Annotated in this window: 25 protein-coding genes, 2 pseudogenes and 1 riboswitch; of the genes and pseudogenes, 21 read left to right on the plus strand and 6 right to left on the minus strand. The window is 71.3% G+C overall.

The window, feature by feature from the left end; genetic code table 11:
• The 5 genes from BMG523DRAFT_RS01210 to BMG523DRAFT_RS26115 all read left to right on the plus strand — a co-directional run bounded on the left by BMG523DRAFT_RS01210 (window position 1) and on the right by BMG523DRAFT_RS26115 (window position 4,877).
• Window positions 1-531, plus strand: coding sequence for a polyadenylate-specific 3'-exoribonuclease AS (locus BMG523DRAFT_RS01210; protein ID WP_011437471.1), 531 nt, complete (start codon window positions 1-3; stop codon window positions 529-531).
• Window positions 532-658: 127 nt separating this feature from the next.
• On the plus strand, window positions 659-1,684 hold the full coding sequence (locus BMG523DRAFT_RS01215; protein ID WP_011437470.1) for a 6-phosphofructokinase: 1,026 nt from the start codon (window positions 659-661) through the stop codon (window positions 1,682-1,684).
• Window positions 1,685-1,872: 188 nt separating this feature from the next.
• On the plus strand, window positions 1,873-3,273 hold the full coding sequence (locus BMG523DRAFT_RS01220; protein WP_011437469.1) for a class II 3-deoxy-7-phosphoheptulonate synthase: 1,401 nt from the start codon (window positions 1,873-1,875) through the stop codon (window positions 3,271-3,273).
• Window positions 3,274-3,366: 93 nt separating this feature from the next.
• Entirely contained in the window at window positions 3,367-4,011 is a 645-nt protein-coding gene (locus BMG523DRAFT_RS26110) for a DUF4277 domain-containing protein (protein WP_235462785.1), read from the plus strand.
• Window positions 4,012-4,136: 125 nt separating this feature from the next.
• On the plus strand, window positions 4,137-4,877 hold the full coding sequence (locus BMG523DRAFT_RS26115) for a hypothetical protein (RefSeq protein ID WP_235462786.1): 741 nt from the start codon (window positions 4,137-4,139) through the stop codon (window positions 4,875-4,877).
• Here the strand turns inward: BMG523DRAFT_RS26115 and BMG523DRAFT_RS01230 are convergent.
• The gene (locus BMG523DRAFT_RS01230; protein WP_035731665.1) at window positions 4,826-5,200 is read right to left on the minus strand and encodes a hypothetical protein; all 375 of its coding nucleotides are present in this window, start codon (window positions 5,198-5,200) and stop codon (window positions 4,826-4,828) included. The genes BMG523DRAFT_RS26115 and BMG523DRAFT_RS01230 overlap by 52 nt on opposite strands.
• Before the next feature lie 323 nt (window positions 5,201-5,523).
• Between BMG523DRAFT_RS01230 and BMG523DRAFT_RS01235 the strand changes: the two genes are divergently transcribed.
• Together BMG523DRAFT_RS01235 and BMG523DRAFT_RS22445 are read left to right on the plus strand one after the other, a co-directional pair.
• The gene (locus tag BMG523DRAFT_RS01235; protein WP_011437467.1) at window positions 5,524-6,303 is read left to right on the plus strand and encodes an aminotransferase class IV family protein; all 780 of its coding nucleotides are present in this window, start codon (window positions 5,524-5,526) and stop codon (window positions 6,301-6,303) included.
• A gap of 11 nt (window positions 6,304-6,314) precedes the next feature.
• Window positions 6,315-6,560, plus strand: a complete 246-nt coding sequence (locus tag BMG523DRAFT_RS22445) for a helix-turn-helix domain-containing protein (protein ID WP_011437466.1) — start codon at window positions 6,315-6,317, stop codon at window positions 6,558-6,560.
• Here the strand turns inward: BMG523DRAFT_RS22445 and BMG523DRAFT_RS01240 are convergent, their stop codons facing one another.
• Window positions 6,561-7,916 carry an IS4 family transposase gene (locus tag BMG523DRAFT_RS01240; RefSeq protein ID WP_152987805.1) on the minus strand — a complete coding sequence of 452 codons (1,356 nt, stop codon included), beginning with the start codon at window positions 7,914-7,916 and terminating at the stop codon, window positions 6,561-6,563. It lies immediately after the preceding gene.
• Window positions 7,917-8,059: 143 nt separating this feature from the next.
• Between BMG523DRAFT_RS01240 and BMG523DRAFT_RS01245 the strand changes: the two are divergent.
• Window positions 8,060-8,293, plus strand: a pseudogene (locus BMG523DRAFT_RS01245) (transposase); the annotation flags it as partial.
• A gap of 19 nt (window positions 8,294-8,312) precedes the next feature.
• Here the strand turns inward: BMG523DRAFT_RS01245 and BMG523DRAFT_RS25110 are convergent.
• Complete coding sequence (locus tag BMG523DRAFT_RS25110; protein WP_160323694.1) at window positions 8,313-10,046, minus strand: DUF5667 domain-containing protein; 1,734 nt, start codon at window positions 10,044-10,046, stop codon at window positions 8,313-8,315.
• Between the two features lie 90 nt (window positions 10,047-10,136).
• Window positions 10,137-12,269, minus strand: coding sequence for a Stk1 family PASTA domain-containing Ser/Thr kinase (locus tag BMG523DRAFT_RS01255; protein WP_235462788.1), 2,133 nt, complete (start codon window positions 12,267-12,269; stop codon window positions 10,137-10,139).
• 269 nt (window positions 12,270-12,538) lie between these two features.
• Window positions 12,539-12,652, plus strand: a riboswitch (TPP riboswitch).
• A gap of 151 nt (window positions 12,653-12,803) precedes the next feature.
• Here BMG523DRAFT_RS01255 and BMG523DRAFT_RS01260 point away from each other — a divergent pair.
• The 12 genes and pseudogenes from BMG523DRAFT_RS01260 (at window position 12,804) to BMG523DRAFT_RS01315 (ending at window position 23,433) form a co-directional block, all read left to right on the plus strand.
• On the plus strand, window positions 12,804-13,661 hold the full coding sequence (locus BMG523DRAFT_RS01260; RefSeq protein WP_232235029.1) for a thiazole synthase: 858 nt from the start codon (window positions 12,804-12,806) through the stop codon (window positions 13,659-13,661).
• The gene (gene thiH / locus BMG523DRAFT_RS01265) at window positions 13,658-14,824 is read left to right on the plus strand and encodes a 2-iminoacetate synthase ThiH (protein ID WP_011437460.1); all 1,167 of its coding nucleotides are present in this window, start codon (window positions 13,658-13,660) and stop codon (window positions 14,822-14,824) included. Before BMG523DRAFT_RS01260 ends, thiH begins: the two co-directional genes overlap by 4 nt.
• Before the next feature lie 39 nt (window positions 14,825-14,863).
• Complete coding sequence (locus BMG523DRAFT_RS01270; RefSeq protein WP_011437459.1) at window positions 14,864-16,099, plus strand: NAD(P)/FAD-dependent oxidoreductase; 1,236 nt, start codon at window positions 14,864-14,866, stop codon at window positions 16,097-16,099.
• Between the two features lie 237 nt (window positions 16,100-16,336).
• A complete protein-coding gene (locus tag BMG523DRAFT_RS01275; RefSeq protein WP_043590156.1) occupies window positions 16,337-18,004 on the plus strand; it encodes a Gfo/Idh/MocA family protein in 1,668 nt (555 codons plus the stop codon).
• Between the two features lie 127 nt (window positions 18,005-18,131).
• Complete coding sequence (locus BMG523DRAFT_RS01280) at window positions 18,132-18,455, plus strand: Rv2175c family DNA-binding protein (RefSeq protein WP_023841271.1); 324 nt, start codon at window positions 18,132-18,134, stop codon at window positions 18,453-18,455.
• Between the two features lie 65 nt (window positions 18,456-18,520).
• Window positions 18,521-18,778, plus strand: coding sequence for a sulfur carrier protein ThiS (gene thiS, locus BMG523DRAFT_RS01285; protein ID WP_011437456.1), 258 nt, complete (start codon window positions 18,521-18,523; stop codon window positions 18,776-18,778).
• On the plus strand, window positions 18,759-19,472 hold the full coding sequence (locus BMG523DRAFT_RS01290; RefSeq protein WP_023841272.1) for a thiamine phosphate synthase: 714 nt from the start codon (window positions 18,759-18,761) through the stop codon (window positions 19,470-19,472). Before thiS ends, BMG523DRAFT_RS01290 begins: the two co-directional genes overlap by 20 nt.
• A gap of 29 nt (window positions 19,473-19,501) precedes the next feature.
• Complete coding sequence (locus BMG523DRAFT_RS01295; RefSeq protein ID WP_011437454.1) at window positions 19,502-19,882, plus strand: lycopene cyclase domain-containing protein; 381 nt, start codon at window positions 19,502-19,504, stop codon at window positions 19,880-19,882.
• Window positions 19,879-20,172 (plus strand): annotated as a pseudogene (locus BMG523DRAFT_RS01300) (lycopene cyclase domain-containing protein); the annotation flags it as partial. The gene BMG523DRAFT_RS01295 and the pseudogene BMG523DRAFT_RS01300, both read left to right, overlap by 4 nt.
• Before the next feature lie 316 nt (window positions 20,173-20,488).
• Complete coding sequence (locus tag BMG523DRAFT_RS01305) at window positions 20,489-21,496, plus strand: hypothetical protein (RefSeq protein ID WP_235462790.1); 1,008 nt, start codon at window positions 20,489-20,491, stop codon at window positions 21,494-21,496.
• A 132-nt stretch (window positions 21,497-21,628) separates the two neighbouring features.
• Window positions 21,629-22,804: an MBL fold metallo-hydrolase gene (locus BMG523DRAFT_RS01310; RefSeq protein ID WP_235462793.1), complete on the plus strand. Its 1,176-nt coding sequence runs from the start codon at window positions 21,629-21,631 to the stop codon at window positions 22,802-22,804.
• A gap of 47 nt (window positions 22,805-22,851) precedes the next feature.
• A complete protein-coding gene (locus BMG523DRAFT_RS01315) occupies window positions 22,852-23,433 on the plus strand; it encodes a TerD family protein (protein ID WP_011437450.1) in 582 nt (193 codons plus the stop codon).
• Between the two features lie 27 nt (window positions 23,434-23,460).
• On the opposite strand, the gene BMG523DRAFT_RS01320 is transcribed toward BMG523DRAFT_RS01315, so the two are convergent.
• Window positions 23,461-23,778 carry a type II toxin-antitoxin system RelE/ParE family toxin gene (locus BMG523DRAFT_RS01320; protein WP_011437449.1) on the minus strand — a complete coding sequence of 106 codons (318 nt, stop codon included), beginning with the start codon at window positions 23,776-23,778 and terminating at the stop codon, window positions 23,461-23,463.
• Between the two features lie 182 nt (window positions 23,779-23,960).
• On the opposite strand from BMG523DRAFT_RS01320, the gene BMG523DRAFT_RS01325 reads away from it, so the two are divergent.
• Window positions 23,961-24,401: a CoA-binding protein gene (locus BMG523DRAFT_RS01325; RefSeq protein WP_235462795.1), complete on the plus strand. Its 441-nt coding sequence runs from the start codon at window positions 23,961-23,963 to the stop codon at window positions 24,399-24,401.
• On the opposite strand, the gene BMG523DRAFT_RS01330 is transcribed toward BMG523DRAFT_RS01325, so the two are convergent.
• A complete protein-coding gene (locus BMG523DRAFT_RS01330) occupies window positions 24,343-26,166 on the minus strand; it encodes a hypothetical protein (protein ID WP_043590160.1) in 1,824 nt (607 codons plus the stop codon). The genes BMG523DRAFT_RS01325 and BMG523DRAFT_RS01330 overlap by 59 nt on opposite strands.
• Between the last annotated feature and the right edge of the window lie 188 nt (window positions 26,167-26,354).

The following is a 26,354-nucleotide window of genomic DNA, read 5'->3' on the forward strand; positions in this document are numbered from 1 at the left end:
GTGGGAACCCGCTTCTTTTACGACACCGAGTTCATCGAACGCGCCGACACCGGTCATCACTGGCTCGATCTGGTCAGCGTCGGAATCGTCAGCGAGGACGGCACACAGCGGTACTATGCCGTGTCGACCGAGTTCGACCCGTCGTGGGCTGTGCCCTGGGTCCGTCGCAACGTCCTCGACCAGCTGCCGTCGCCATCGGACGAGGCGTGGAAGCCGCGGGCCCGAATCCGCGACGAGGTCGCCGCGCTGTTGACCGCGGGCGGTGCCCCCGAGCTGTGGGCCTGGTACGGGGCCTATGACCACGTGGTGCTCTGCCAGCTCTTCGGCACGATGACCGCCCTGCCCGCTCAGCTGCCCCGCTTCACCCGGGACCTGCGTCAGCTGTGGGAGGAAGTGGGCCGGCCGGTTCTTCCCGCACCGCCGCCCAACGCCCACGATGCGCTCGCCGACGCCTTGCACAACCTCGCCCGGTGGCGGGTTCTCGCCCCGCTGCGCGCCCAGGTCGCCGCCGTGTCGAACCCATCCCGATGAGTCGATGACGTGGCCGTGGCGGCCTCGTCATTGCCACGCCACGTGACCGCGCTGTTGTCCTGAAGTGTGGCTCTCCCGCTACGCTGCCGCCGGAGAAAGCGGTGTACGGTCGACGGGAGGACTCGGGATGAGGATCGGCGTACTGACCGGCGGCGGCGACTGCCCGGGACTCAACGCGGTGATCCGGGCCGTCGTGCGCAAGGGAGAGAGCGTCTACGGCCACAGCTTTGTCGGGTACCGGGACGGCTGGCGAGGGCCGCTGACCGGCGAGACGGTCCCCTTGGACATCGCGGCCGTGCGGGGGATCCTCCCGCGTGGCGGCACGATCCTCGGCTCCAGCCGCACCAATCCCTACGCCGCCGTGGACGGGCCGGCGCTGGTGCGCGAGCACCTCGCCGCAGCCGAGGTGGACGCGCTCATCGCGATCGGCGGGGAGGACACCCTGGGGGTGGCCGCCCAACTACACGCCGAGGGACTGCCCGTGGTCGGAGTGCCCAAGACCATCGACAACGACCTCTCCGCGACGGACTACACCTTCGGTTTCGACACCGCGGTCAACATCGCCACGGAGGCGATCGACCGGCTGCACACCACCGCGGAAAGCCATCACCGGGTGTTGATCGTTGAGGTCATGGGCCGTCATGCCGGGTGGATCGCTCTGCACAGCGGCATGGCGGGGGGAGCCAACGTCATTCTCATCCCGGAGCGGCCGTTCGACTTCGACAAGGTGTGCGCCTTCGTCGAAGCCCGGTTCGCCACCCACTACGCGCCGATCATCGTCGCGGCCGAGGGTGCCGTCCCGATCACGGGTACCCTGGTCGCCAGGGAGGGTGAGGTCGATGCCTTCGGGCATGTCCGCCTGCAGGGCATCGGGGCGGTCCTGGAGACCGAGATCCGCGCCCGCACCGGTCGTGACGCGCGCGCGACGGTACTCGGGCATCTGCAGCGCGGCGGCACGCCCACGGCCTTCGATCGATGGCTCGCGACGCGTTTCGGACTGCACGCCGTCGACGCCGTGCACGAAGGCGACTTCGGGGTGATGGTCGCCCTGCACGGCACCCGCATCGACCGGGTTCCGCTGCAGGATGCGACCCGCGAGCTCAAGACGGTGCCCGAGGAGCTCTACCACGAGGCCGAGATCTTCTTCGGCTGACCGGGGGAGGGGCGGGCCGTCGGGCCGGATCCGCTCCGGGAACCGATCCCGGTCCGGGAACCGATCCCGCTCCAGGATCTGATTTCGGTCCAGGATCCGGTCCCGATTCGGGAGCCAGGGCCGGGTGCCGAGTTCCGGGCGGATGCCTGTCCAAGGGAAGACGCCGATTCCCGGGAAGATGTCGGGCGATGGTGACCGCTCGAGCTCGACCTGGGCCGTACCCTGGTGTGGTGAGCGTACTGGATCTCTGGCGGACCCTTCCGGCCAAGCAGCAGCCGTCCTGGCCCGACCCGGCAGAGTTGAGAGCCGCCCATGACCAGCTTGCGGCCCTCCCCCCGCTGGTCACCGCGCCCGAGATCCGGTCCCTGACCGACCGTCTCGCGCTGGTCGCTCGGGGCGAGGCGTTCCTGTTGCAGGGCGGTGACTGCGCCGAGACCTTCGTGGCGAACACCGCCGACAAGATTCGGGACAAGGTCAAGACGCTGCTGCAGATGGCGGTCGTCCTCACCTATGGCGCGAGCACGCCGGTGGTGAAGGTCGCCCGCATCGCCGGGCAGTACGCCAAGCCGCGGTCCGCGGACATCGAGGCCAGCACCGGGCTGCCCTCCTACCGGGGCGACGCCGTCAACGACATCGCGCCCACGGCCGCCGCGCGGCAGCCCGATCCGATGCGGATGGTCGCCGCCTACCACCAGAGCGCAGTCGCGCTGAACCTCGTGCGGGCCTTCGCCACCGGAGGTTTCGCCGACCTGTCGAAGGTCCACGAGTGGAACAAGGCGTTCGTGCGGGATTCCGCGGCGGGTCGCCGCTACGAGGTGATGGCGACGGACATCGAGCGTGCCCTCGCCTTCATGGCCGCCTGCGGCATCGACCTCGATCGGACCGCCGCGCTGACCGGGGTCGAGCTGTTCACGAGTCACGAGGGCCTCCTGCTGGAGTACGAGCGTGCCCTGACCCGGATCGAGGACGCCACCGGCGACCCGTACGACCTGTCCGCCCACATGATCTGGATCGGCGAGCGGACCCGGGACCTCGACGGTGCCCACGTCGACCTGCTGTCCCGGGTGGGCAATCCGATCGGCTGCAAGATCGGGCCGAAGGCTGGCCCGGACGAGGTCCTCGAGCTTGCCGAGCGGCTCAACCCCGACCATGTCCCCGGCCGGCTCACCCTGATCTCCCGGATGGGGGCAAAGCGGGTCCGGGACACGCTGCCCCCGATCATCGAGAAGGTCAACGCCGCCGGGCCGCCAGTGGTGTGGTCGTGCGATCCGATGCACGGCAACACCCGTGACGTGGGCGGCGTCAAGACGCGCCACTTCGACGATGTCCTCGACGAGGTCTTCGGCTTCTTCGAGGTCCACAAGGCGTTGGGCACCCACCCCGGTGGCCTGCACATCGAGCTGACCGGGGAGAACGTCACCGAGTGCCTCGGTGGGGCCGAACTCATCGGGGAAGACGACCTCGGCGGCCGTTACGAGACCGCCTGCGACCCCCGTCTGAACACCGGGCAGGCGCTGGAACTGGCCTTCCTCGTCGCCGAGATGCTGCAGAACACGCGGGGAGAACGCGGCGCGCCGTGGCCCTCGTGAGCTAGACTTGTCTTCCGCACGTGCGTGCGTGCGTGCGATGAGCCAGCTGCTTGATCTCTTGTTCTGATCACGTCGGGGTGACCGCGATCGGTAGTGACGGGTCTGGGACTGTTCCTGGCTGTGACGGTCGCGATGGACTACGGGCCGCCGAGCGTCGAGAAGCCGCTCGGCGCGCTGCCCGTCGTGCGTGACTACCTGGCCCGTCTCGATGTCGCGGGCACGATCGACCGGCTCGCTCCGATGCGTGACAAGGTCAACCGGGCCACCCACGGGCAGGTGATCGCCGCGCTGGTCGCCAACCGGCTGACCTCGCCGGCCCCGCTGCTGCACGTCGAACGGTGGGCACGCCAGTGGGCGGTCGAGGAGATGTTCGGCCTCGCGCCGGACGTGTTGAACGACGACCGGGTCGGTCGGGCGCTGGACGCGCTCGCCCCGGTCTGCGAGGCCGTCGTCGGCTCGGTCGGCGCCGCGGCGATCACCGCGTTCGGCCTCGACGTCTCCCGGATCCACTGGGACATGACGTCGATCTCGCCGCACGGCGCCTACCCCGAGGCCGACGGCGACTACGCGACCCCGAAGTACGGCCACCCGAAGGACCGCCGGCCCGACCTCAAAAGGTCCAGACCGGGCCCGCGGTCACCGGCGACGGCGGGATCCCGCTGGTCCACCGCGCCTACGACGGCGGCGCCGGTGAGGTCAGTCAGGTCTCCCAGGTCACCGCCGCGATACGCGCCCTGACCACGATCGCCGGCGAACGGCGGTTCCTGCTGGTCGGCGACAGCAAACTCGTCTCCTACCCCAACCTGACCGCGCTGACCTCCACGCCTGGGGTCACGTTCCTCGCGCCGGCACCGACGACGGCCGTGCCCGCGCAGGTCCTGGCCGCCCAGGACTGGGCCACCGCCACCCTCGTCGACCACGTCGCGGCGCGCGACCAGGACAAGCCGATCCACGCCCGGGCGACTTACCGGGCCCGCGAGGGCGTGACAACCCTGCGGGGGCCCCGCAAGACCGACGCGGCGGTCACCGTGCGCACGGTGTTCATCTGGTCGTCCGCGAACGACCAGGCCGCCAAAGCCGCCCGCGCACTCAAACTCGCCCGCGCCCGCACCGACCTCGACACCCTCACCCGCGCCGCGGGCAGCCACCACCTCTACCGCACCGAAGCCGCGGTGAAAGCCCGTCTGACCCTGCTGGCGACGAAACACCGCGTCACCCGCTACCTCGTCGCCGCCACCAGCGTCGATCCGGACACCGGGAAACCGGCCCTGACCTGGCACTTCGACTCCGCCGCGCTCGACGCCGAGGCCGCCACCGACGGCTGGTACGCCCTGCTGACCAACCTGCCCGACACCATCGGCCCCGCCGAGGTACTCGCCCGCTACAAAGGCCAGGAAGTCGTCGAACGTCGCTACGGCGCGTTCAAGGGCCCGCTCGCGGTCGCAGGCCGCACCGTGGGCGGGGTGCTGGACGGGCCGTCTGTGGACGGGGCGGCCCCGTTTCGGATCCCGGGAAGCTGCGCCGGGATGGACGGGCCGGGGCAGCCTCTGTCTCAGAGCCTGGGCGGCACCCGACTGCCGAGGTCAACCGGCGCGACGCGGTGATCAGGAAGACCTCTGCTGCGGGCGTACAGATCGGCATCGGCAGGGCTGCGGAACTCCGGCTCACCGACGATGATCCGGACAACTCGGCCGTTCACGTCCAGCTCGACCACACCCCAGCCCGGATGTGGCGTCCGGATCGGGAGCGGTGGGGAGTGAGCGCCGTCAACGGCCGCTCCGACCGGCTCCCTCCCCACCCCGGCCACCACGCCCTGTCCGACTCCGGAACGCAGCACGGCGCTGGACGACGACCGGTCAGGGCTGGGCTGGTGGCCCTCGGCGGGCGTCCGGCCGGCGGCCCCGGGTTCGTTCGTGGGTCTGGTCACGTGGGCCCATGGCGAATAGATGCTTTCGTCATCTCCATGCATCTCTGAACAAGCGTCTCGATAAATGGGCGCGAGGTGAAGTCTCCCGGACCGCTTCTGCGGGTGGAGGCAGCATTGGGATCCCGACCGCCAGCTCAGTGTCCAAGATCGGGAAGTGGGTGGGACTAGCGGGTTATGACTCTGTAGAGAGTCCCCAGATTGCCGCGACACGAGCTCCACCCACAAGGTCACTGCACCGTCCCAGTACCGAACTTTCACTGAACTTGGCGGACCCAGACACCCATCCGCTTGCCGGGCTGCCCCCGGCTGCCAGACTCCAGGACATGGCGGAACTCGACGGCCACCCGGTCACCCCTGAGGCGCTCGCGGCGCTGGCCCTGACCAACCTCGGGCACTTCACCTCGATGCGCGTCGATGATGGCCGGGTACGGGGCCTGCCGCTGCACCTGAGCCGGCTGGTCCGTGACTGCCGCATCGTCTTTGCAGCCGACCTCGATCCGGAACACGTCCTGAAGCTGGTCCGTCACGCGGTCGGAGGCAGAACCGGCTCGCTCGTCGTCCGCGTCACCGTCTTCGACCCAGCACTGGAACTCGGGCACCCGGGTGCGACGGCCGCTCCACACATCCTGGTGACCACTCGACCGGTCGCGCCGACCGTGTTGCCGGCGCTACGCGTGAAGGCCTGCGTCTACTTGCGGGATCTTCCGATGGTGAAACACGTCGGCCTGTTCGGCTCTCTGTACCATCGCCGCGGTGCCCAACTCGACGGCTATGATGATGCGCTGTTCACCGATCCCACAGGAGTCGTCTCCGAAGGCGCCACCTGGAACGTCGGTTTCTTTGATGGCGACAACGTCATCTGGCCCAAAGCCGACGTCCTGCCTGGAGTAACCATGGGACTCCTGCAGCAGGTCGGCACTCACGTCACCGCCCCTGTTACCCTGGATATGCTCGGCAGCATGCAGGCGGCTTTTGCTACTAACACTTCGATCGGCGTCCGCCCGATCCACATGATTGATGGTGTGAACCTTCTCGACGACCATCCAATTCTACGGGAACTCCATGCCACCTATATCGCCATCCCCGGCGATTCCCTGGAGTAGGAAGCTCACGGATGGCTACCGTGATCCGCTGGACAGGACGAGAGATCCGGGCACTACGTCAGGCCAAACGGATGAGCCTGCAAGCATTCGCGGCACATATCGGCGTCAGCGAGCGCATGGTCTCGAAGTGGGAGGCCGGTAGCAACACCATCACCCCCCGGCCGGTCAATCAGGCAGCTCTCGACACCTCCCTCGCCTGCTCGCCGGCCTCCGTCCAGGAGCGTTTCGCACTCCTACTAACACCTCGACTTTCGTAGTTATGCGGCGGTGATCTCCCAGGCCAGTCGGAGGGTGTGGATTTCGGCTGGGGTGGGCTGTTCGGGGTGAGCGGGCTGGTATTTGGTGGCGATGAGGACGCGGCGGTGCTTGGCGAGCAGGTCGGCGGTCGAGGGCCGGGTCTTGGTGGTGTACCAGGGCGCGCGGGCGCGGTGCTCCGCGGCGTCGTCGTGGTGGTGGCCGGTGGTGAGGTACCAGGTGAAGGCGAGGGTCTGGCAGGTCAGGCCGAACGGGACGGCGCGTTGCGCGGCGGTGGCGAGCCGGTTGCGGGCCTGGCCGACGCCGACGAGTTGTTTGGCGTCTTCGATCGCGACCTCGTGTTCCCATCTTTGCCGATACGCCCCGGCCAGGGCGGTCGCGGTCGCCTCCCGCGGGTCACAGATCGTGGTGAGCAGGCCGNTGATCTCGTGTTTCCCGTCGCCCTCACGGTCGGGGACGTCGTACTCGACGAGGCGGGTGTAACGGGCTTTCGTCGGGTCCAGCGGCGCGCCGGCGCGGGCCGCGGTGACGAGGGTCTCCCGGGCCTTCCCGGTGACCTTCGGGTTGACCAGCACGGTCAGATAGGAACCGTCGGACAACGCGCGCAGCGGGGGCAGGCGCAGGGTGGCCTTGACCCGCCACAGCAGCGCCGCACCGGTGTCCGCCGCGGTGCACCAGTCCGCCCACGAGTAGAAGTTACGGTCCGCGAGCAGCAGCCAGTCCGAGGCCAGCCGCGGGTAGACAGTCCGGGCCAGTGCCTGCTCGCTGGCGGGTTTCGCCCCACCGGCCGGGCCGAACGCGGCCAGGACCGGCGCGTGCGAGGCGCACTCGGACACGGTCACCGCGCGGACCTTCGGCAGTACCCCTGGCGCGTCGACGCGGCCGGCCGGTAGGCCGAACGCGGCGATGTTCTCCTTCGAGGCGGGGGCATCCCATTCCAGCCCGTCGATGCTCATCAGCCGCCACCGGCTCAGGAACGCCCCGACCGTGTCCAGGTCCGCGACCGGCCCGGCGACCTGACCGAACAGTTCGGCCAGCGGCGCCGCACCGAGCCGCTGGCGGGCCTTGGTCAGCCCTGACGAGGTCGGTTCCCACCGCGGCCCCACCACGTCGAGATCGGTGAGCGTGGCGGCGAGCCGGCGGGCGACCGTCTCGTAGTCGTCGTCCGCGAACAACGCGAGCGCCATCACGAAGTAGACCGCGACCCGCGGCGGGATCGTCGTGTCGGAACGCCGGGCACCTCTCCCGGTCGCCTCGATCGCCTCATCGACCGCATCACGCGGGACGAACGACGTCAGGACCCCCAGAGAGATCCAGTCCGTCAGCTGGCTACCCGCAACCGCCTCACTGTCCGCCACACACCCCGATCATGCCGGCAACCAGACAGAACAGCCGGAACCGACACACCGACGACCATCAAGATCCAGTTAGTGGAAGCGGCATTGGGACCCGAGCCCGTGACGCGGGGGTCCTGGGAAGAGCGAGTACCACGGCTCGTCCTCCGGAGAAGGCCGATCAGACGGCCAACCGTAAGAAGCGCGGCAGCGCCGGAGGTCGCCCGGTCCGCCACGACGCCGCGCTCTATAAAGACCGCAACACCGTGGAGCGCGGCATCAGCAAGATCAAGGAATGGCGGGGTCTGGCCACCCGCTACGACAAGACACCCGAAAGCTACGCCGCAGGACTCCACCTGCGCGGATCCATCCTCTGGCTACGCAGCCTGCCAACCCCATGATCCAAACTCGGAACAGATTCTAGCGGGATCCCGGCGTCGGCGCCCCGTTCGGGGGGCTCTGCGGCGAGGGCGCGCCCACCGTGGTCGGCGTGACATCGGATGCGGTCGTGGCGGGGGTCGGGGTCGTGTCGTCTGTCGGGGTCGTGTCGTCTGTCGGGGTCGTGGCGGGGGTCGGGGTCGTGGCGGGGGTCGGGGTCGTGGCGGGGGTCGGGGTCGTGGCGGGGGTCGGGGTCGTGGCGGGGGTCGGGGTCGGGATGGTCGTTCCGCTCGTGGCACCACCCGGCGCCGGGCTCGGGGGCCCCGGCGAGCCGATGCCGGTGCCGGCAGGGGTGGGAGTGCCGGGGGTGGGAGTGCTGAGGGCGGGCGCGGCGGTGGCCCCGGTCGCCGTGGGCCGAGGTGCGGAGAGCAGCGGCGCCACGTAGGGCGGGGGGGTGAGGGCGTCACCGGTCGGCACGATCGGAGAGATCTGGCGGACGGGTGAGGGGGCCCGGACCGGCGCTGGTGCCCGCGGGCCGAGCCTGCGCCTGACGTCGTCGATGAGATCCAGAGCCGCATGCGCCGGTCCGACCGAGCCCACGGGAAGCGATCTCAGCAGGTTCTTCAGCCCGCGGGACTGCTCGGTGGTGAAGGCGTTCACCGTGGTCCAGGCGTCCGTGTCCCCGGCGGCGACCCGGGCCAGCAGTACCTGCGTGCCGGCGCGCACCTCGGCGATCCAGTCCCGCAGCAGCGCGTTGACCAGCTCGGGGTCGAGGCGGTCCCCGTTGCCGGGGCCGGGCGGGTCGCTCGGCGCGTCGGGGCCATCGGATTCGCCGGCGTCGCCGGAGACGGCGGGTGTGCGGGGACCGGGAGGCCACGTCCCCGCAGTGGGTGACACCGCAGCGGGTGACACCGCGATGGTCGGTGACACCGCGATGGTCGGTGGTGCGGCGGTCGCCGTGGGGTTCACCACCGGCACCCGCGGGCTCGTCTCCGGAGCGCCGGCACCGGTTTCCGGGGCGATCACCCCGCCGTCGTTCACCGTGATCGTGCGCAGTTCGCTCATCCGCAAGCCGGCCATGCCCAGCCGGGTCTTCGCCCGCTCGACCGGATCGCGGACCAGCGACACCTGGAGGTCTTCGACCTGTCGTTTGACGCCGTACAGGGTATCGCCGGGTAGCGAGTCCCCCGAGCTGACCGCGAGGGCCGCCGTGGTGACGGCGGCGGTGAGTGCTCCGGCCAGCAGCGGCCGGGCGGCCCGGGTCATCCTGCCCCGGCCGGAGACACCGCAGGCAGAGACACCGCGGGCACCGGTCCGGCGTACCCACCGCGCGTCGACCGGATCGTTTCCCGGCAGGTCAGGATCGACGCCCTCGGGAGGCGTGCGTGCGGGACGGGTTCTTGTGGGACGGGCCTCGGTCTCGTGGCCCTTCACGGAGGTGCCGGGGGAAACGGCGGCGGGGGAACGGACGGGATCGCATGCCGGGGAGCCGGTGACGGCGGCGAACAGCTGTCCGCGCAGGGCGGCGTGCCGTGCCGGATGCAGCCGCGGTGACGGCAGGTCCCGGAGGGCCGCCACGGTGTCGATCAGCCGCGCGTCGGTCTCGTCATACGGGGGGCGCTGTCCGTCCAGCAGGTCGGCGACCCGCTCGGCCCGCCGTCCACCGCCGGCCATGCCCCGCCACGACGACTCCCGCCACCACGACGACTCCCGCCACCACGACGTCGGCCGCCGCGGGCCGGCGGGCCACCGGCCACGACCACGCGCTGCCTTCACGCCGTCGTCCCCCCGGGGAAGCGGTCGCGGATCTTTCGCCCACCGCGCGATTCGTTGCACAATATGATCAACCTGGTGGAGGATGGCGGCTCAGCCGAGGGGGTCCCACGTTGTGTTGACGTGCACGGTACTTCCTTTTTCGATTTTGCTCCCGGCCTTGGCGGACTGCGATGTCACCCGGTCGCCCGGCCCGCCGATCCAGCCGATACGGTCAATCTTCAACCCCCGGCGCTGCAGGATGTTCTCGGCTTCCCGGTAGCTCTTCCCGACCACGTTCGGCACCGGGACCTGGATCCCGCTGCCGTCGCCCCCGGAACCGTCACCGTTGTCGAACCCGTCGGCCTCGGCTACGGTGAGGGTGACGGTGCCGCCGGGTGAGATCGGCTGCCCCACGTCGGGAGAGACCCCGAAGACCTCACCGGGCTGCACGGCGTCGTTCACGGCGTCGGTGCGCTGCACCACGAGGCCGATGTTCAGGCCGACGAGCTCGGCCTTGGCCTCCTCGAACGACTTGCCGATGATGTCGGCCGGCACCGGCTTCGTCGCGGGGCCCGTCGAAGTGATCACGACGACCTGGTCCTTCGGCTTGAGCGCGGTGCCGGCCCCGGGGTTCGTACCGATCACATGGCCCGCCGGCACCGTGTCACTGGACTGTGGGCTCAGGCCGCCGAGGGTCAGGTCCACTTCGGCCAGCCGGGCCTTGGCCTGGGTCTCGGTGAGGTTCGCCAGGTCCGGCACGCGCACCGTCGCGGGGCCGGAGCTCAGCCGCAGGGTGATGAGCGCGCCCTTGTCGACCTTCGATCCGTCCCGGGGATCCTGCTGGGCGACGTGGCCGACCGGTACCGTGGCGCTGGCGACCGGGTCGAGGTAGGTGAACTGGAAGCCGGCGTCGCGCAGCATTTTCTCGGCGTCGGATCTGCTCAGGTTCGTCAGCAGCGGGACCTCGGTCCCTCCGCCGGACAGGGAACGGAACGCGAGGATCCCGAGCAGCAGGACCAGGACGGCCATGCCACCGACGACGACCGGGATGAGCCCTCGGGAGCGTGGCGATGCGGCGGCCCGTCGCCGCCCGCGCCCGCCACCGCCCCCGAGATAGGCCGTGGCGGTCGGCGAGGGCGGGGAGGCGGATCGATAGAGCGCGCCGGTGCCTGGCTGGCCCGGCCCGGCACCGGCGAACGCGCGCTCCGCGGCGGCCCCCGGCCCGGCGCCCCGGGAGTCGTCGTAGTCCTCGGCCTGGAACGGCTGGGTGTACCCGGGCTCCTGGGGGTACCCGGGCTCCTGGGGGTACCCGGGCTCCCGGGCCCCTGAAGGCCGCTCGGCCAACCCGATCCGTTCGATCTCGCCGGTGAACCCGCTCGGGTAGGCGTCCTGCGGGGGCAGGAACGGCTCGATGCGCCGCAGCTCCGCCAGCAGGGCCGCACCATCGACCGGCCGGCGCGCCGGGTCGCGGGCGGTGGCCCGGAGAACAAGACCGTCCAGCTCGGCGGGAATGCCCTCGATCATGGTGGACGGCGCCGGCACGTCGCCGTGGACCGACTGGTAGGCCACCGACATCGGGGTGGCGCCGCTGTGCGGGAGCTGCCCGGTCAGGGATTCGAAGAGCACCACACCGGCGGCGTAGACGTCGCTGCGGGTGTCGGCGACGCCGTGGGTGACCTGCTCGGGGGCGAGGTACCCGACAGTGCCCATCACCACGCCGCCGGTGAGTGCCTGGGTGGGCTGGCTCACCGGACGGGCGAGGCCGAAGTCCGCGACCTTCACCTGGCCGTCGTCACCGAGCAGGATGTTCTCGGGCTTGATGTCGCGGTGGATGATGCCGGCGGCATGCGCGGCGGCGAGGGCCTCGATCACGGGCTCGATGATCTCGATGGCCTCGGTGACCGGGAGCCGACCCCGGGCGCCCAGGTGCTGGCGCAGCGACCGGCCGCGCACCAGCTCCATCACCAGGTAGTTGACCAGACCGGCGGGGATGTGGTCGGAACCCTGGTCGAGGATGGAGACGACGCGCGGGGTGTTGAGCCGTGCCACGGCCTTGGCCTCGCGATGGAAACGGGTGACGAACTCCGGGTCGTGATTGAGAGTGGGATGCATGACCTTGAGGGCGACGAGCCGGTCCAGCCGGTTGTCGTGCGCGACGTACACCGTCGCCATCCCGCCGACGGCGAGCCGTTCCTGCGCCGTGTAGCGGCCGTCGAGAAGCCGACCTACGACGGGGTCGGCCACGGTGGCATCCACGAGGGAGAGTTTACGATCGTTGTCGAAGGATGCCGCTACCGAGCCCCGCGAGGTTAACCCGGATACGTCGTTCGAGCGAGAAGTACCTCGTCGCGCAGCATGGTGTCCACCGGGTGAAACCCGGGTGCCCACATTGAATCGGTTCTCAAGGCCGCGATGATCGTCGACGGGCGTGGATCAGTGTCGCAGATCGGCGTCGCAGATCGGCGTCGCGGCGGGACACCCGAAGCCGCGGCCAGGAAGCAGCGGTTACACTGTCGATTGCTCCGGGGAGCCCACGGACGTGGGCTGAGAGGCTGGCCAGTATCCCGTCGGCGACCCGTATACCCGATCGCGGTCATGCGCGCGTGGGGAGGATGAAAGATCGTGTCGCAGCACCCCCTACGTCCTGCCGGTTCCCGTCCCGGCGATTCTCCCCCCGACGGTTCCTGTCCCGATGGCCTCGCCGGTGAAGGTTCCGCCGTCGGCGGCGGGGGTGGTGGTGAGGCCGGACCCGGTGCCGCGGGGGCGGACGATCTCGTCATCGCCGGGCGGGCCTACGGCAGCCGGCTGCTGATCGGCACCGGGAAGTTCGCGAGTCACCGGGTGATGCGGGACAGCCTCGTCGCATCCGGTGCCACCATCGTCACCGTGGCGCTGCGCCGGGTCGACATCGGCCGGATCGGTGACGGCGACGTTCTCGACTTCATCCCGCCGTCGATGACCCTGCTGCCCAACACCTCGGGCGCGGTGGACGCGGCCGAGGCGCTGCGGCTGGCCCGCCTCGGGCGGGCGGCGACGGGCACCGGTCTGGTCAAGCTGGAGGTCACCCCGGATCCGCGCACCCTGGCGCCGGATCCGCTGGAGACCCTGCGCGCCGCCGAGCTCATGGTGGCCGACGGCTTCACGGTCCTGCCCTACTGTTCGGCCGACCCGGTGCTGGCCCGCCGGCTGGAGGAGGTCGGCTGCGCCACCGTGATGCCGCTGGGCAGCTGGATCGGCTCGAACCGCGGGCTGCGCACCCGGGACGCGATCGAGGCAATCGTGGCGAGCGCCGGGGTGCCGGTGGTCGTGGACGCCGGGCTCGGGGTGCCCTCGGACGCGGCCGAGGCGATGGAGATCGGCGCGGCCGCGGTGCTGGTCAACACCGCTATCGCGGTGGCCGCCGATCCGGCGCGCATGGCGCGGGCCTTCGCGCTCGCCACCGCCGCCGGCCGGTTGGGTTTCCTGGCCGGCCGAGGGGCTGCCGGCCCGGCCACGGTGGCGTCCGCCTCCTCCCCGCTCACCGGGTTCCTCGGCGCCCACCCGTCACCGGCGTCCCACCCGTCACCGGCGTCGCCCGTGCCCTCGGTGTCCCGGGCGACGTCCCCGGCTGCGGTGGTGGGCGAGGCGTCCAGGTGAGCGCCCCGCCAGGGGAGTTCGCGCGCGAACTTGCCGGTCACGACCTGGCCGGGCTGTCCGCGATGTCGCGGCGGGCCACGTCCGCCGAGGTGGACACGGTGCTGCGGCGGGTTCGGCCCGGATCCGGTGGGTCGGCCACCCCCCGGATCGGTCTCGCGGAGCTGGCGATCCTGCTCTCACCCGCGGCCACCGCCCGGTTGGAGGAGCTGGCGATTGCCGCCCGGGAGGCGACCCTGCTCCGGTTCGGTCGGGCGGTCCGGCTGTTCGCCCCGATGTACGTGTCGAACGCCTGCCTGTCGTCCTGCACCTACTGCGGCTTCGCCAAGGGCCTGCCGGTGGTGCGCCGCACGCTGGACCTTGAGGAGGTGGTGGCGGAGGGACGCCTGCTGGTCGACCGGGGGTTCCGTCATCTGCTGCTCGTCTCCGGCGAGCATCGCGTCGAGGTATCGGCCGACTACCTCGTCGCGGTGGTCGAGCGGCTACGGCCGATGTTCCCCTCGATCAGCATCGAGACCCAGACCTGGTCGGACGACACCTATGCCCGGCTGGTGCGTGCCGGGTTGGAGGGAGTCGTCCATTACCAGGAGACCTACGACCGGGCCCGCTACGCCGAGGTGCACGTCGCCGGCTGGAAGCGTGACTACGACCGGCGGCTGTCCTCGTTCGAACGGGCCGCGCGGGCCGGGGTGCGCCGGCTCGGGATCGGCGCGCTGCTCGGGCTCGCCCCGGACTGGCGCGCTGACGTGCTCGCGCTGGCCGCGCACGCCTCCTTTCTCTCCCGTCGCTACTGGCGGACCGAGGTCTCGATCGCGCTGCCGCGCATCAAGCCGAGTGCCAGCGGGTTCCCGCCGGTCGTCGTCGTTGACGACGCGGAGTTCGTCCAGGCGTACGCGGCCCTGCGCCTGTTCGAGCCGGACCTCGCGCTGTCGCTGTCGACCCGGGAGCCGGCGGTGCTGCGCGACGGGCTCGTCCGCATCGCCGTGACCACCATGAGCGCCGGCTCCTCCACCGAACCCGGCGGCTACACCACGCCCGGCACGGCCCAGGAACAGTTCTCGATCTCCGACGAGCGTTCGCCGGCACAGATCGCCGCGATGCTCGCCGAAGCCGGGTACGAGCCGGTGTGGAAGGACGCCTTTCCGCTTGTCGACCCGGTGCGGTGACGGCGGCCCGGCGTCGCGGGTCGTCGATAGTCTGCTCGAATGCAGCGAATAGTCGTCGTGGGCGCGGGAATGGCGGGGGGCCGGGCCGCCGCCGAGGTGCGCGCGCGTGGTTTCGCGGGAGAGGTGATCCTGCTCGGGGCGGAGCCGCACCGGCCCTACGATCGTCCGCCGCTGTCCAAGGCGGTGCTCTCCGGCCGCATCGACGACACGACGTTGCCCTTCGACCTCGACGGGGTCGAGGTGCGCCTCGGACGGCGGGCGACGGGCCTGCGACCGGGCACTGTGGAGACCGACGCGGGGCCGCTGGACTACGACGGCCTGGTGCTGGCGACGGGAGCCGACCCGGTAACCCTGCCGGGCGACGGCCCACAGCGGGTCCTGCGTTCCATTGACGACGCCCGGGATCTGCGTGGCGCCCTGCGTCCCGGCGTCCGGCTCGTCATCGTTGGTGCCGGCTGGATCGGCGCGGAGGTCGCCACGGCGGCGGCAGCGATCGGTGCCGAGGTCACCGTCGTGGAGGCAGCCGCCTCGCCGCTGTTCGCCGCGCTCGGCGCGCAGGTGGGCCGGTGCACGATCGCGTGGTACGCCCGGGCCGGGGTTACCCTGCGCCTGGCCACGGCCGTGGAGCGGGTCACCCCCGACGGGCTGGTGCTGGCTGGCGGTGAGGAGCTGATTGCGGACGAGGTTGTCGTCGGCGTCGGGGTGCGGCCCGGCACCGCCTGGCTCGCCGGTTCCGGGCTCGCCCTCGACCGGGGAGTCGTGGTTGACGAGCATCTCGCCGCCCGGTGGACCCATGGTGCCGACGGTGCCGACGGCGACCGGCCGCCGGTGGTCGCGGTCGGTGACTGTGCTGCTTGGTGGTCGCGTCGCTACGGTCGGCGGCTGCGGGTCGAGCACTGGGACTGCGCCCAGCAGTCGCCCGCGGTCGCGGTCAGCACGCTGCTCGGCGGGGAGGCCGTCTATGACCCGGTGCCCTACTTCTGGTCGGAACAGTTCGGCCGCATGGTGCAGTTCGCGGGACTCCCTTCGGCAGAGGCTGCCCCGGTGTTCCGGGGCGATCCGGGCGTCGTCGTGCCGCCCGACGGCGGGCGTCCGTCTGGCTGGTCGGCCGGGTGGTTCGCCCCGGACGGCCGTCTCGAGGCGCTGGTCACTGTGGGGCGCCCGATGGACATGGTCGCCGGTCGCCGGTTGATGGCGGCCGACGGTATCCCGGATCGGGAGCGTTTCGCCGATATCTCCGTGTCGATGAAGGAACTGGCCGCGGCAAGTCGATGACGCCCGGTGACGACCCGGTGTTCCCGGTGCTCCGGATTTTCCAGGCGTTCCAGGCGTTCCAGGCGTTCCGATCGGCCGGACGGCGGGATTTCTGGATATCAGGATCATTGGTACTCTTGCCCGGCATTGCGTTATGTATGCATCCTTGTGTAAATCTTTGCGCGGATCTTTATTTGGATCTTTGTTTGATGACCCCAATCGCCGGAACGTCGGGAACAGTCACTAGAGTGCGGAGACGTGCCTCGCATTCACCTGGTGTCGAACCTGGCCGGTGTGAACGCGCTCGGCGACCATTTGCGGGCAGCGGGTCTCGGCCCGACCTCGGCACGGTCGGCCGACGCGCTTCTCGTGCTCATCGACCGTCCGCTCGACCACGTCGAGCAGGAGTTGCTGGACCGGGCCCGGCAGACCGTCCCGGTCCTGCTCGCCGGGCCGACCATGCGGGCGCTGCCGCCGGGAAGTCCGCTCATCGAGGCGTCCGGTTTCATCCCGGGGCGGACCACCGCGCCCTACGACCTGCGGTTGACCGTCGGGCCGCAGGGCGGCGCGGTCATGGCCCGGTCCGCGGACTTCCGCCCCCGGGAGAGCTGGATCATCCCCGACAAGATTGCCGACGACGTGGAGCGGCTGCTCCTGGTCCGGCACGAGATGGGCGAGCATCCCGTCTGCACCTGGCGGCCCTCCACGGGCCTCGGCATACTCACCCTGGGTACCGGTCCCGCCGTGCTCGCCGATCCCGCCTACCAGCGGCTCGTGGGACGTTGGCTGCGGCACTGCCTCGGCGTGCTCGACGCCGCGCCGGCCAGGGTCGGGCTGCTGGGCACCCCGGACATCACCGGGACGCACCACTCGGCGGTGGACGCGACCGAGGGCCTGGAACTCGCCGCCCTCTGCGACGGCGGTGCCGGCCGGCTCCCGGCGCACGCGGCGGGTCGCCCGCCGCGCCGCGTCGACGACCCGGACGACCTGGTCAACGATCCGGATCTCGGGGTCGTCATCGTGGCCACACCGACCCACACCCGTCTCGAATGGGCTGGTCGTGCGCTGGAGGCCGGCAAGCACGTCGTCGTGCACGCCCCGCTCTGCCTGTCGACCCCGGACGCCGACCAGCTCGCGGAGCTCGCGGAGGCCCGGTCCCTGGTGCTCGCGGTGTATCCGGAGGGTCGGGACGACCCGGGCTACCGGGCGGTCCGCGCCGCCGTGCACCGCGGCGCCGTCGGCGAGCCGCTGCGGCTGGACGCCCACCGGGGCGGCTTCCGCCGGCCAGCCGGCACCTGGCACGACGACGAGCGGATCAGTGGTGGGCAGCTCCATGATCGGGGCAGCGCCTGCGTTGACCAGATCCTCGCCCTCGTTGACGAGCCCGTCGAATGGGTCAGCGCGTCCACCGTCAAGCGGGTCTGGCACCACGTCAGCAACGCTGACCACAGCCGGCTGCTGCTGCGTTTCGCGAGTGGGGCCGAGGCGCAGGTCACGGTCTCCGATCTGACGGTGGCCCGGCGCCCGCGGTTCGAGGTGCTCGGGTCCACCGGCTCGCTGATCCTGGACGGGGCTTTCCGGGACGGCGGGGCTTTCCGGGACGGCGGGGCTTTCCGGGACGGGGAGGGGAAGCTGGTGCCGCGGTTGGGACGGCACGCCGGTCGTCGGTCCGAGGTCGAGGCCGAGGCCGAGATACTCGAGGCGGAGGCGGGGTCGCTCGTGCTGATCACCCATGACGGGGTGCGCAGCCACATCCCGCTGGCACCCACCTCGGGCAGTACGTTTCACCGGGACCTGGCGGACTGTCTCGTCTCGGGCTGGCCGCTGTCCGGCTACGGCGTGCAGACCGCCCGTCCGGTGGTCGCGGTGTTGGAGGCGGCGGTGCGCTCGGCGGCCGCGGGCGGCGCCCAGGTGGCTGCGCTCTGACCCGTTCCGGCCGGACCGTCCCGGCCGGAAACCGCCTGGTCATCCCCTCGCCGAGGGGCGCGGCCAACGTCCGCGGCCGCGCCGGCACCATACGACGCCATCGAGACTTAGGTGTTTACTCTTGACCATGGACTGGCTGACCCTGCCTGACGTCGCCGATCAGCTGCAGGTTCCCGTGACCCGTGTCCGGCAGATGGTGCGCGACCGGACGCTACTGGCCCGGCGGGAGGGGGGCGTCCTGCGGGTGCCTGCCGATTTCATCCGGGACGGCGCCGTCGTCAAGGGGCTGCCCGGCTTGCTCACGGTGCTGGCCGACGCGGGGTTCACCGATGAGGATGCGCTCGACTGGATCTTCCGGGAGGATCCGAGTCTGCCGGGCACCCCCATGCAGGCACTTATCGAGAACCGTGGCAAGGAGGTCAAACGGCGGGCCCAGGCGTCGGCCTTCTAGCCCCGGCCCGGTCCCGGCCGTACCCACCGCCCGCACGGCGGGCGCTGCTCCCGTAGGGTCGAAAAATGGTCGATCGTCCGCCGCACTTGCACCCGCGTGCGCACCCGGAGCCGCTCGCCCGGGCGCGGGTCGTCGTCAATGGTGCGCCGCGGGGCATCCCGGGTGGCCAGCCGCTGCCCGACCTGCTCGCCGAGCTGGGCCTGCCGTCTGGTTCGGTGGTGGTCGAGCACAATGGCGTGGCTCTGACGCCGTCCGAGATTCCCGCCGTCCGGCTCGCCGACGGCGACATTTTGGAGATCGTGCGTGCTGTCGCCGGAGGTTGAGGGATCGTCGCCGCGCGCCGGTGGGCCAGCCCGGGCGGACCGGTTGCGGCGGCTGGCCGACGCCCGCCTGTACCTGTGCACGCCGCGTCGGGCCGAGTTCGACGCCTTCCTGAGCGCCGTGGTCGGCACGCCCGAGGCCCCCGGGGTCGATCTGATCCAGCTCCGGGAGAAGGGGCTCGAATGGGACGAGGAGCTCGGCGGGCTGCGGCGGGTGCAGGCCGCCGCCGGCGCCAGGGGAGTGCTGGTCAGCGCGAATGACCGCGCCGACCTCGCCGCCTTCGCCGGGGTCGACATCCTGCACGTCGGTCAGGGCGACATCCCGCCGCGGTTTGCCCGGCGCCTGGTGGGCCCGGACGTGCTGATCGGACAGTCGACGCACGATCCCGACCAGTTCCTCGCGGCGCTCGCCGACCCCGACGTCGACTACGTGTGCGTGGGGCCGGTGCACGCCACGCCCACCAAGGAGGGCCGGCCGCCGGTCGGCCTGGGTCTGCCCCGGCTGGCCGCGCGGCACGCTCCTCCGTTCGCTCCGGGCGTGAAGCCGTGGTTCGTCACCGGTGGCGTCGGTCCGGATACCCTGGATCAGATTCTTGCGACGGGAGCGCGCCGCGTGGTGGTCGTGCGGGGCCTCACCGGGGTCGAGGATCCGGCCGCGAGCGCTGTTGCCCTCGCTCGGCGTCTGAGAGCTGTCTGAGAGTTGTCGATGCGCCGTCCGAGCCGCCGATGCGCCATCTGAGCTACCTCGCGGTCCTGGCGGGATGCCTGCTCGGAACGGCGCCGCTTGAGGTGTTTCTGGGCACCCGGGTGTACGCCCGGCCGGTTCGGCTGCTGCTGACCCTCGCCCCCGTCATCGTGATCTTCGTTGTCTGGGACCTGTTCGCCGTCTCCGCGGGGCACTGGAGCTTCGACCGGCGCCGCATCACCGGGATCCTGCTTCCGGGGGGCCTTCCCCTGGAGGAGCTGCTGTTCTTCGCCGTGGTGCCGATGTGCGCGATCCTGACGCTGGAGGCCGTGCGCGCGGTGCGGGGCTGGGACGTCGGCGACGAGCCCGCCCATCCGAGCGCGACGCGTTCCGATGGGACTCCCGATGGTGATCGGCCGTGAGCTACACGGCCCTGGCGGTCGTCGGGGTCGCGTTGGCGATCGCGATGGACCTGTGGGTCCTGCGGACCCGGCTGCTGACCCGGCGGGTTTTCTGGACTTCCTATGCGATCATCGCGTTGTTCCAGTTGATCTCCAATGGGATCCTCACCGGGTTCGGCATCGTCGTCTACGACCCCCGCCGGATCCTCGGCCCGCGGATCGCGCACGCTCCGGTCGAGGATCTGCTGTTCGGCTTCGCGCTGGTGACCCAGACGTTGGCATGGTGGGTCTGGTGGGGGCGCCGGCTGCGGGGCGGGCCGCCCGGCAGGCCTCGCAGCCGGCGGACCGGGGAGAGCCGGGAGGCCAGCGACAACGGCGACAACGGCGACAACGGGGTCAATGGGGAGAATCGGGGCATCCCGTCTCGACCCGAGGGCCGAGAGAGATCTCGGCGTACTTCGTGACGGAAACGAGCGAATTGGTCCCCTAGCGAGAATCCGTCGGCTTAATCTCGTCACGATGACGCATGATGGTGCGGGGGGCCCGGGATCGCCGGGACGTCACCGTTCTCCCTGGGGGCGTTCAGGCCGGATCCTGCCGATCCGGTGGGGACGCATCATCGCTGTGGTGGCTGTGTTGGTCGTCATCGTTGCGGGTCTGGTGGTTGTGCGTGGGCGGATGGCCGGCGACCATCGTGCGGGTTCCTCCGGAGGCAGGCCGGGTGCGCCGGTCGCAGCGCCGGCACCCACGCCCGGTGACGAGGACGGGCCGGCGGACGTGACGGCGGCCCCGGTCACTGCCCGGCCGGGTGCCGGTCCGGCCCTTTCCACCGCGTCCGCGGCCTCCCCGAGCACCGGCATCGGGTCGGTTTCGCCACGGGTTGCCCCGACCGCCGCGAGGCCGCGGACCGGACCGCCGCCCGGGTCACCGGCCGTCCCGGTCGCTGCGCGGCCCGCCGGCCCGGCCCTAAGCCTGAGCTCGACCAGGGTCGACCTGGGTGACGTCGACTCCGTCTGGCGGCTTGACCTGCGTGGCGAGGGCACGGCGCCGGTCGACGTCGTGATCGGCGCCAGCCCGTCCTGGCTAACCGTGGTGCCCGGCCGGTCGCGGATCGATCCGGGGGCCGTCGTCCCCCTGGTGATCACTCTTGATCGGGCGGCGGCACCGTCCGGACCGATCGATGTGACCGTTCCAGTCAGGCCCCGCAAGGGTGATGGCGGGGGCGACGTGCGGGTCACCGCCAGGGTCGACGGCTCGCCACAGGTGGTGTCGATGGTCGCGGCGCCGACGACGCTGTACCCGTCCGGCTGCGCGCCGGCCGCGAGGGTGACCGCGTCCCCGGTGACCGCGTCCCCGGTGACCGCGTCCCCGGTGACGGTGTCCACGGTGACGGTGTCCGTCGTGGACGCGACCGGCATCTTCGCCGCGGAGCTCGTGGTGAACCTCCCCGACGGAGGCAGGGCTAGTGTGTCGCTGGTCCTTGACCGGGCGACGGGTAACCGGTCGACGTGGTCCGGCCCGGTGGGCCCGGCCCGTGTGGCCGGGGCGATCACCTACACGGCCACGGTGACCGATCTCGACGGGCGGCGCTCCCGGGCACCGGGATCCCTCACCGTTCTGCCCTGCCCCTCCTGACCGGCGCGGTGACGGTGACGGCGGTGACGGCGGTGACGGCGGTGGGAAAGTATGGCGCCGCCCGGTTCGGGGGGTACCGGGCGGCGCGGTATAGCATGACAGGTTGGCCGGGACGCGCCAAGGTTCCGTCGGGTGGCGCAGGCCCAGAGACGGGTGCCGCAGGCCCGGGGCGCCGCGGTACGCGATGCACGCGCCGTCGGGCGCCGGAGAAAACGGGTGGGTGAGGTCGTGGACGCTGCTCTCGGGGATGTCGGTGTGCCGCGTCAGACCGGGCCGCAGCCGGCCGTGGAGCGGGCCGGCCGGGACGGTGCCGCGCGGTGGCGTCGGCCCCTGCCACCGGTCGAGCAGGTGCGTCCGGGACTGTGGAGTATTCCCGTCCCGTTGCCCTGGGCCAAACCGGCGCACGTGTTCGTGTACGTTTTCGAGACCTCCACGGGCCCGTTCCTGATGGACGCGGGCTGGGACTTCGACGAGGCGTTCGACGAGCTGCAGGCCGGACTGGCGATGATCGGGATGTCGGTGGCCGACGTGCGGGGCGTCGTGGTGACCCATGCGCACCTGGACCACTACGGCCTGGCGAACCGGATCCGGGAGGCATCCGGGGCGTGGGTCTCGTTGCATCGCCTGGACGAGGCGATGCTCCGGCACTTCGAACATGGTTACGCCGACCGGATCTCCGAGCTGATGATCCGGGCCGGGGCGCCCGCCGAGATGACCGAGCGGCTGCTGGCGGGCTACCAGCAGCCGGCCCCGGGCCTATCGCGACCCGACATCCTCCTCGAAGACGGCGACCGGCCGGACATCCCGGGCTGGGATCTCACCGCGCTGTGGACACCGGGCCATTCGCCGGGACACCTCTGCTTCTGGGAGCCGACCAACCGGCTGCTGTTCTCCGGGGACCACGTCCTGCCCTCGACGGCGGTCGGGGTATCCGCGCCGGAGGAGGCCGTTCCTGATCCGCTGGGGGACTACCTGCGTTCGCTGGCCCGGCTGCGGAGCCTGCCGGCCGAGGAGGTGCTGCCGGCGCACGAGTACCGGTTCACCGGGCTGGAGCGCCGGCTCGCGGAGCTCGACGCGCATCACGCCGGCCGGCTGTCCGAGGTCGTCGAGGGACTGCGCGCGGGTGCCTCGCGGGTCTGGGACGTCGCCGGATACGTGACCTGGCATCGGCCGTTCCGCAACCTGCGGGGGGTGGCGCTGCAGAACGCCGTGATGGACACGATGTCGTACCTCGCGACGCTGGAGGCAACCGGCGCGGCGCGTTCCGAGCCGGGAACACCAGACCGGTGGCGCCTGATCGAGCCGTAGGGCCCGCCGGTCGGCAGGGCGGGGACCATTCGTACTAAGGTGAGGATATGACCTCCGTGTCGCTGTCCAAGGGCGGCAATGTCTCGCTGAGTAAGGTCGCCCCCAACCTCACTGCCGTGACGGTGGGCCTGGGGTGGCAGGTGCGGCAGACCACCGGTGCCGCCTACGATCTCGACGCCAGCGCGATCATTGTGAATGACGCCGGCCAGGTCCTCTCCGACGGCTATTTCGTGTTCTTCAACAATCTGGTGAGTCCGGACGGTGCGGTGAAGCACCTGGGTGACAACCTGGTCGGTGGCGGCGGCGGTGACGACGAGCAGATCAACGTCGACCTGCGGATGCTGACCCCGCAGGCGGCGAAGGTCGTGTTCACCGTGTCCATCTACGATGCCGACTCGCGTCGGCAGGCCTTCGGCCAGATCCGCAACGCGTTCATCCGGGTGACGGACGCGACGAACGGCGCGGAGGTGGCCCGCTACGACCTCACCGAGGACGCCTCCACGGAGACGGCGATGATCTTCGGTGAGCTGTACCGCTACGGTGGGGAATGGAAGTTCCGCGCTGTCGGTCAGGGATACGCCTCCGGGTTGCGCGGGATCGCCTTGGACTTCGGCGTCAACGTCTCCTGACCGCCCGGGCCTCGTGACCGCCCGGGCTCAGACCCGGCGCCATCCGGTTGCGGGGCGGGCGTTGCCGATCGTTGGCACGATCCGGGAGCGGGCACCTCGCGGCGCGACGACCATAACGCGCACAGAGCGTGTGTTGGCGTCGATCCGGTAGAGGATCCGCCAGGTCCGCCCGCTGGCCTCGTGCATGCCGACCTGCTCGCCGGGGATCGGAGTGCCGGCCTTGCGCGGATCGTCGCGCAGGGCACCGTCGAGGAACCGACGGACCTCGCCGCGGGTGAGCTCGGCCAGCTTCGACAGGTCCCGCTCGGCCGAGGCGGACAGCGTCACCTCGTGCTTGTCACTCACCGCCGGCTCCAGCCCCGGCGGCCAGCCGTCCCCCGGCGGCCGGAAGCGGGGAAAGCTCCACGTTCTCCACGTGAAGATCCTATGCGCCCGCCTCCACCGGGGCTCGTGCTTCTCGCCCCCGTTGCCGGGAATCGTTGCCGGGAACTGAGAAGTCCTTCCGCGGTCCGGATGAACCGGGCGGCATGGGCGGTTATGCGGGTATGCGCTTCGGAGATGACGACACCATTCGCCGCATGCTCACCGACACCGAGGTCTGGGCGGTGGTGGGGCTGTCCAACGACACCCGCCGGACCGCCTACAGCATTGCGGACTACCTGCGACGGCACGGCAAGCACGTCGTGCCGGTGCATCCTTCGGCACCCGTGGTCGCGGGGGAGCAGGGATACGCGACGTTGAGCGAGATCCCGTTTCCCGTCGACGTCGTCGACCTGTTTGTCCGGTCGGAGCTGGCCGGCCCGCTCGTCGACGAGGCGGTGAAGATCGGCGCGAAGGGGGTCTGGCTCCAGCTCGGTGTGCGGGACGAGGCTGCCGCGGCGCGTGCGGGCGAGGCCGGGCTGGACGTCGTCATGGACACCTGCCCGGCGATGGAGGCACCCCGGCTGGGGCTCGGCTGGAGCCGTTGATCCCCGGCTCCTCCGCGGGCGCCCGGCGCGATCGATTGAGCAGCACGAACCGGCGGGTCGCGAGCGCGGCGGCAGGCGGGAAGAGCACGAGGACGGGGAGCAGGTAGCGGTAGTCGAAGCACACCGTCGCGGCCGGGACGATGAGCGTGGCGGCCCCGGCCGCCACGAGGAGGGCCATGTCCGCCCGCAGCCGTCGATCTTCGGCGGCCCGGTCCCGCAGGCCTCTCCGGCGCCGGGAGCCACGGTTCCCCGGCGGCGCACGGCGGTCCCGTCCCGGGATCATGATCGCGACGACGGCAAGGATCACCATCCCGGCCAGGGCCGGACCGGGCGTGAAGACGAGATGCTGGTAGCTCCGCAGGAAACCGGCGGACGGCTCGCGGATGACGCGGCTGGGCGCGTCCCCGTGGAAGCCGAGCAGTGGCTCGCCGTTGTGCAGGTAGCGCGGTTCGTTACCGGTCGGGAACCGCCAGGTCGCGTCCGGCCAGTCACGGTGCCCGACCGGTCGGCCCGGGGCGAAGTAGTGCGCGATCTCCCCGCCGACCATCCGGGCGTAGTCACCGAACTGATACCGGATGACCTGGCGGGTGAAGTCGCGCAGCAGCGCGTCCCGCTTGTCGTCGGGCATGTCGAGCCGCCAGTGCGGGCTGTTGCCGTTCCAGACGTAGTAGCTGGGATCGGGCCGCCCCGCCACCGGATGCGGGGAGCACAGGACGAGCTGGCGCGTGCTCAGGTGTAGGCGATCACATTCGGCGATCGGTGCCACCCGGCCGTACATCCACACCGCGTCCCCACCGGTGAGCGCGTACTTCCCGTGCGCGTGGTGGAACCAGCCCGCGTATCCGACGAGTGGAACGGCGAGCATCACGGCGAAGGCGGCGGGCCGGAGCCATCCGACGCGACGAAGAAGCAGGTAGCCCACGGCGAGCACACCCATGGCGACCCCGATGGTGCGGACCAGGCCCGCCCCGCCCAGTAACAGGCCGGCGAGCCCGCACGCCCACACCGACGGTCGTGCCGACCAGGTCAGGGCGATCATCGCGGCGACCAGCAGGACCGCGAACAGGGTCTCGGCCATCACGTAGTGCTCGAGGACCAGCTGGTAGGCGTCCAGCAGGACCGGCGCGGCGGCGAGGGCCGCCACCGGGGCCGCCACTCGGCGGTGGACCAGCAGGACGTAGATCCCCACCCCGAGCGCCAGGCCCGCGACGTGCTGGACCACCGTCACCCACCACAGGTCGCCGGTGTGCGACAGCAGGCGCAGGAAGGCCGGGTATCCGGCCGGCCGCATCGGGTCGGGCGCGTGCAGGGTGGAAAGTCGCAGGTAGGCGTAGGAGTCTCCGCTGAACTCGAACGCCGGCCGGTAGGCGTACCCGGTGACCACCCGCAGGGTCATCCCGGCGACCAGGAGAACCGCGAAGGGCAGATGCCGCGCGACCGGCTGGGCGGGTCGGGCCGGCTGGGCGGGTCGGGCCGGCTGGGCGGGTCGGGCCGGCTGGGCGGGTCGGGCCGGCTGGGCGGGTCGGGCCGGCTGGGCGGAGGCCGGACCCGATTCACGGCGCCGCGCGTTCGGGCCGTAGAGCGGGCCGGGGTGCTCCCCGGACGGCACCCGGCCCGGGGCGGCGAGGTCATCCGCGGGGTCATTCCCGGAGGCGGGGTCATCCCCGAAGACAGCGGGATCGCATAGGGAGACGGGCGCGGCGTCACCGGGCAGCGGTGGAAAGCGGCGTCTGCCCGAGACGACCATTCTGCCCAGGACGGCCATGATGAATATCCGCCGTTCTCAGAACCTGACGACCTCGGCCGGGTGTTCCGGCGCCTCGAAGCACAGGCCGAGGCCGGGCGTGTCGGCCCGTGGACCGCTCGCCTCGGCCTGGGTGGAGCCCGCGCCGGCACTCGCACCCGCACCCGCGTCAGGGCCCGTGCCGGTACCCGTGCCGGTACCCGTGCCGG

Source organism: Frankia sp. BMG5.23 (assembly GCF_000685765.2).
GTDB lineage: Bacteria > Actinomycetota > Actinomycetes > Frankiales > Frankiaceae > Frankia > Frankia casuarinae.

Excerpts from the sequence above, each read along its gene's own strand:
- thiS (WP_011437456.1), top strand. The coding sequence starts at position 18,521 with ATGGTCGATCGTCCGCCGCACTTGCACCCGCGTGCGCACCCGGAGCCG.
- BMG523DRAFT_RS01330 (WP_043590160.1), bottom strand. The coding sequence starts at position 26,166 with ATGGCCGTCCTGGGCAGAATGGTCGTCTCGGGCAGACGCCGCTTTCCA.
- BMG523DRAFT_RS22445 (WP_011437466.1), top strand. The coding sequence starts at position 6,315 with ATGGCTACCGTGATCCGCTGGACAGGACGAGAGATCCGGGCACTACGT.
- BMG523DRAFT_RS01235 (WP_011437467.1), top strand. The coding sequence starts at position 5,524 with ATGGCGGAACTCGACGGCCACCCGGTCACCCCTGAGGCGCTCGCGGCG.
- BMG523DRAFT_RS01270 (WP_011437459.1), top strand. The coding sequence starts at position 14,864 with ATGCAGCGAATAGTCGTCGTGGGCGCGGGAATGGCGGGGGGCCGGGCC.
- BMG523DRAFT_RS01295 (WP_011437454.1), top strand. The coding sequence starts at position 19,502 with ATGCGCCATCTGAGCTACCTCGCGGTCCTGGCGGGATGCCTGCTCGGA.
- BMG523DRAFT_RS01325 (WP_235462795.1), top strand. The coding sequence starts at position 23,961 with ATGGGCGGTTATGCGGGTATGCGCTTCGGAGATGACGACACCATTCGC.
- BMG523DRAFT_RS01220 (WP_011437469.1), top strand. The coding sequence starts at position 1,873 with ATGGTGACCGCTCGAGCTCGACCTGGGCCGTACCCTGGTGTGGTGAGC.
- BMG523DRAFT_RS01280 (WP_023841271.1), top strand. The coding sequence starts at position 18,132 with ATGGACTGGCTGACCCTGCCTGACGTCGCCGATCAGCTGCAGGTTCCC.
- BMG523DRAFT_RS01215 (WP_011437470.1), top strand. The coding sequence starts at position 659 with ATGAGGATCGGCGTACTGACCGGCGGCGGCGACTGCCCGGGACTCAAC.
- BMG523DRAFT_RS01315 (WP_011437450.1), top strand. The coding sequence starts at position 22,852 with ATGACCTCCGTGTCGCTGTCCAAGGGCGGCAATGTCTCGCTGAGTAAG.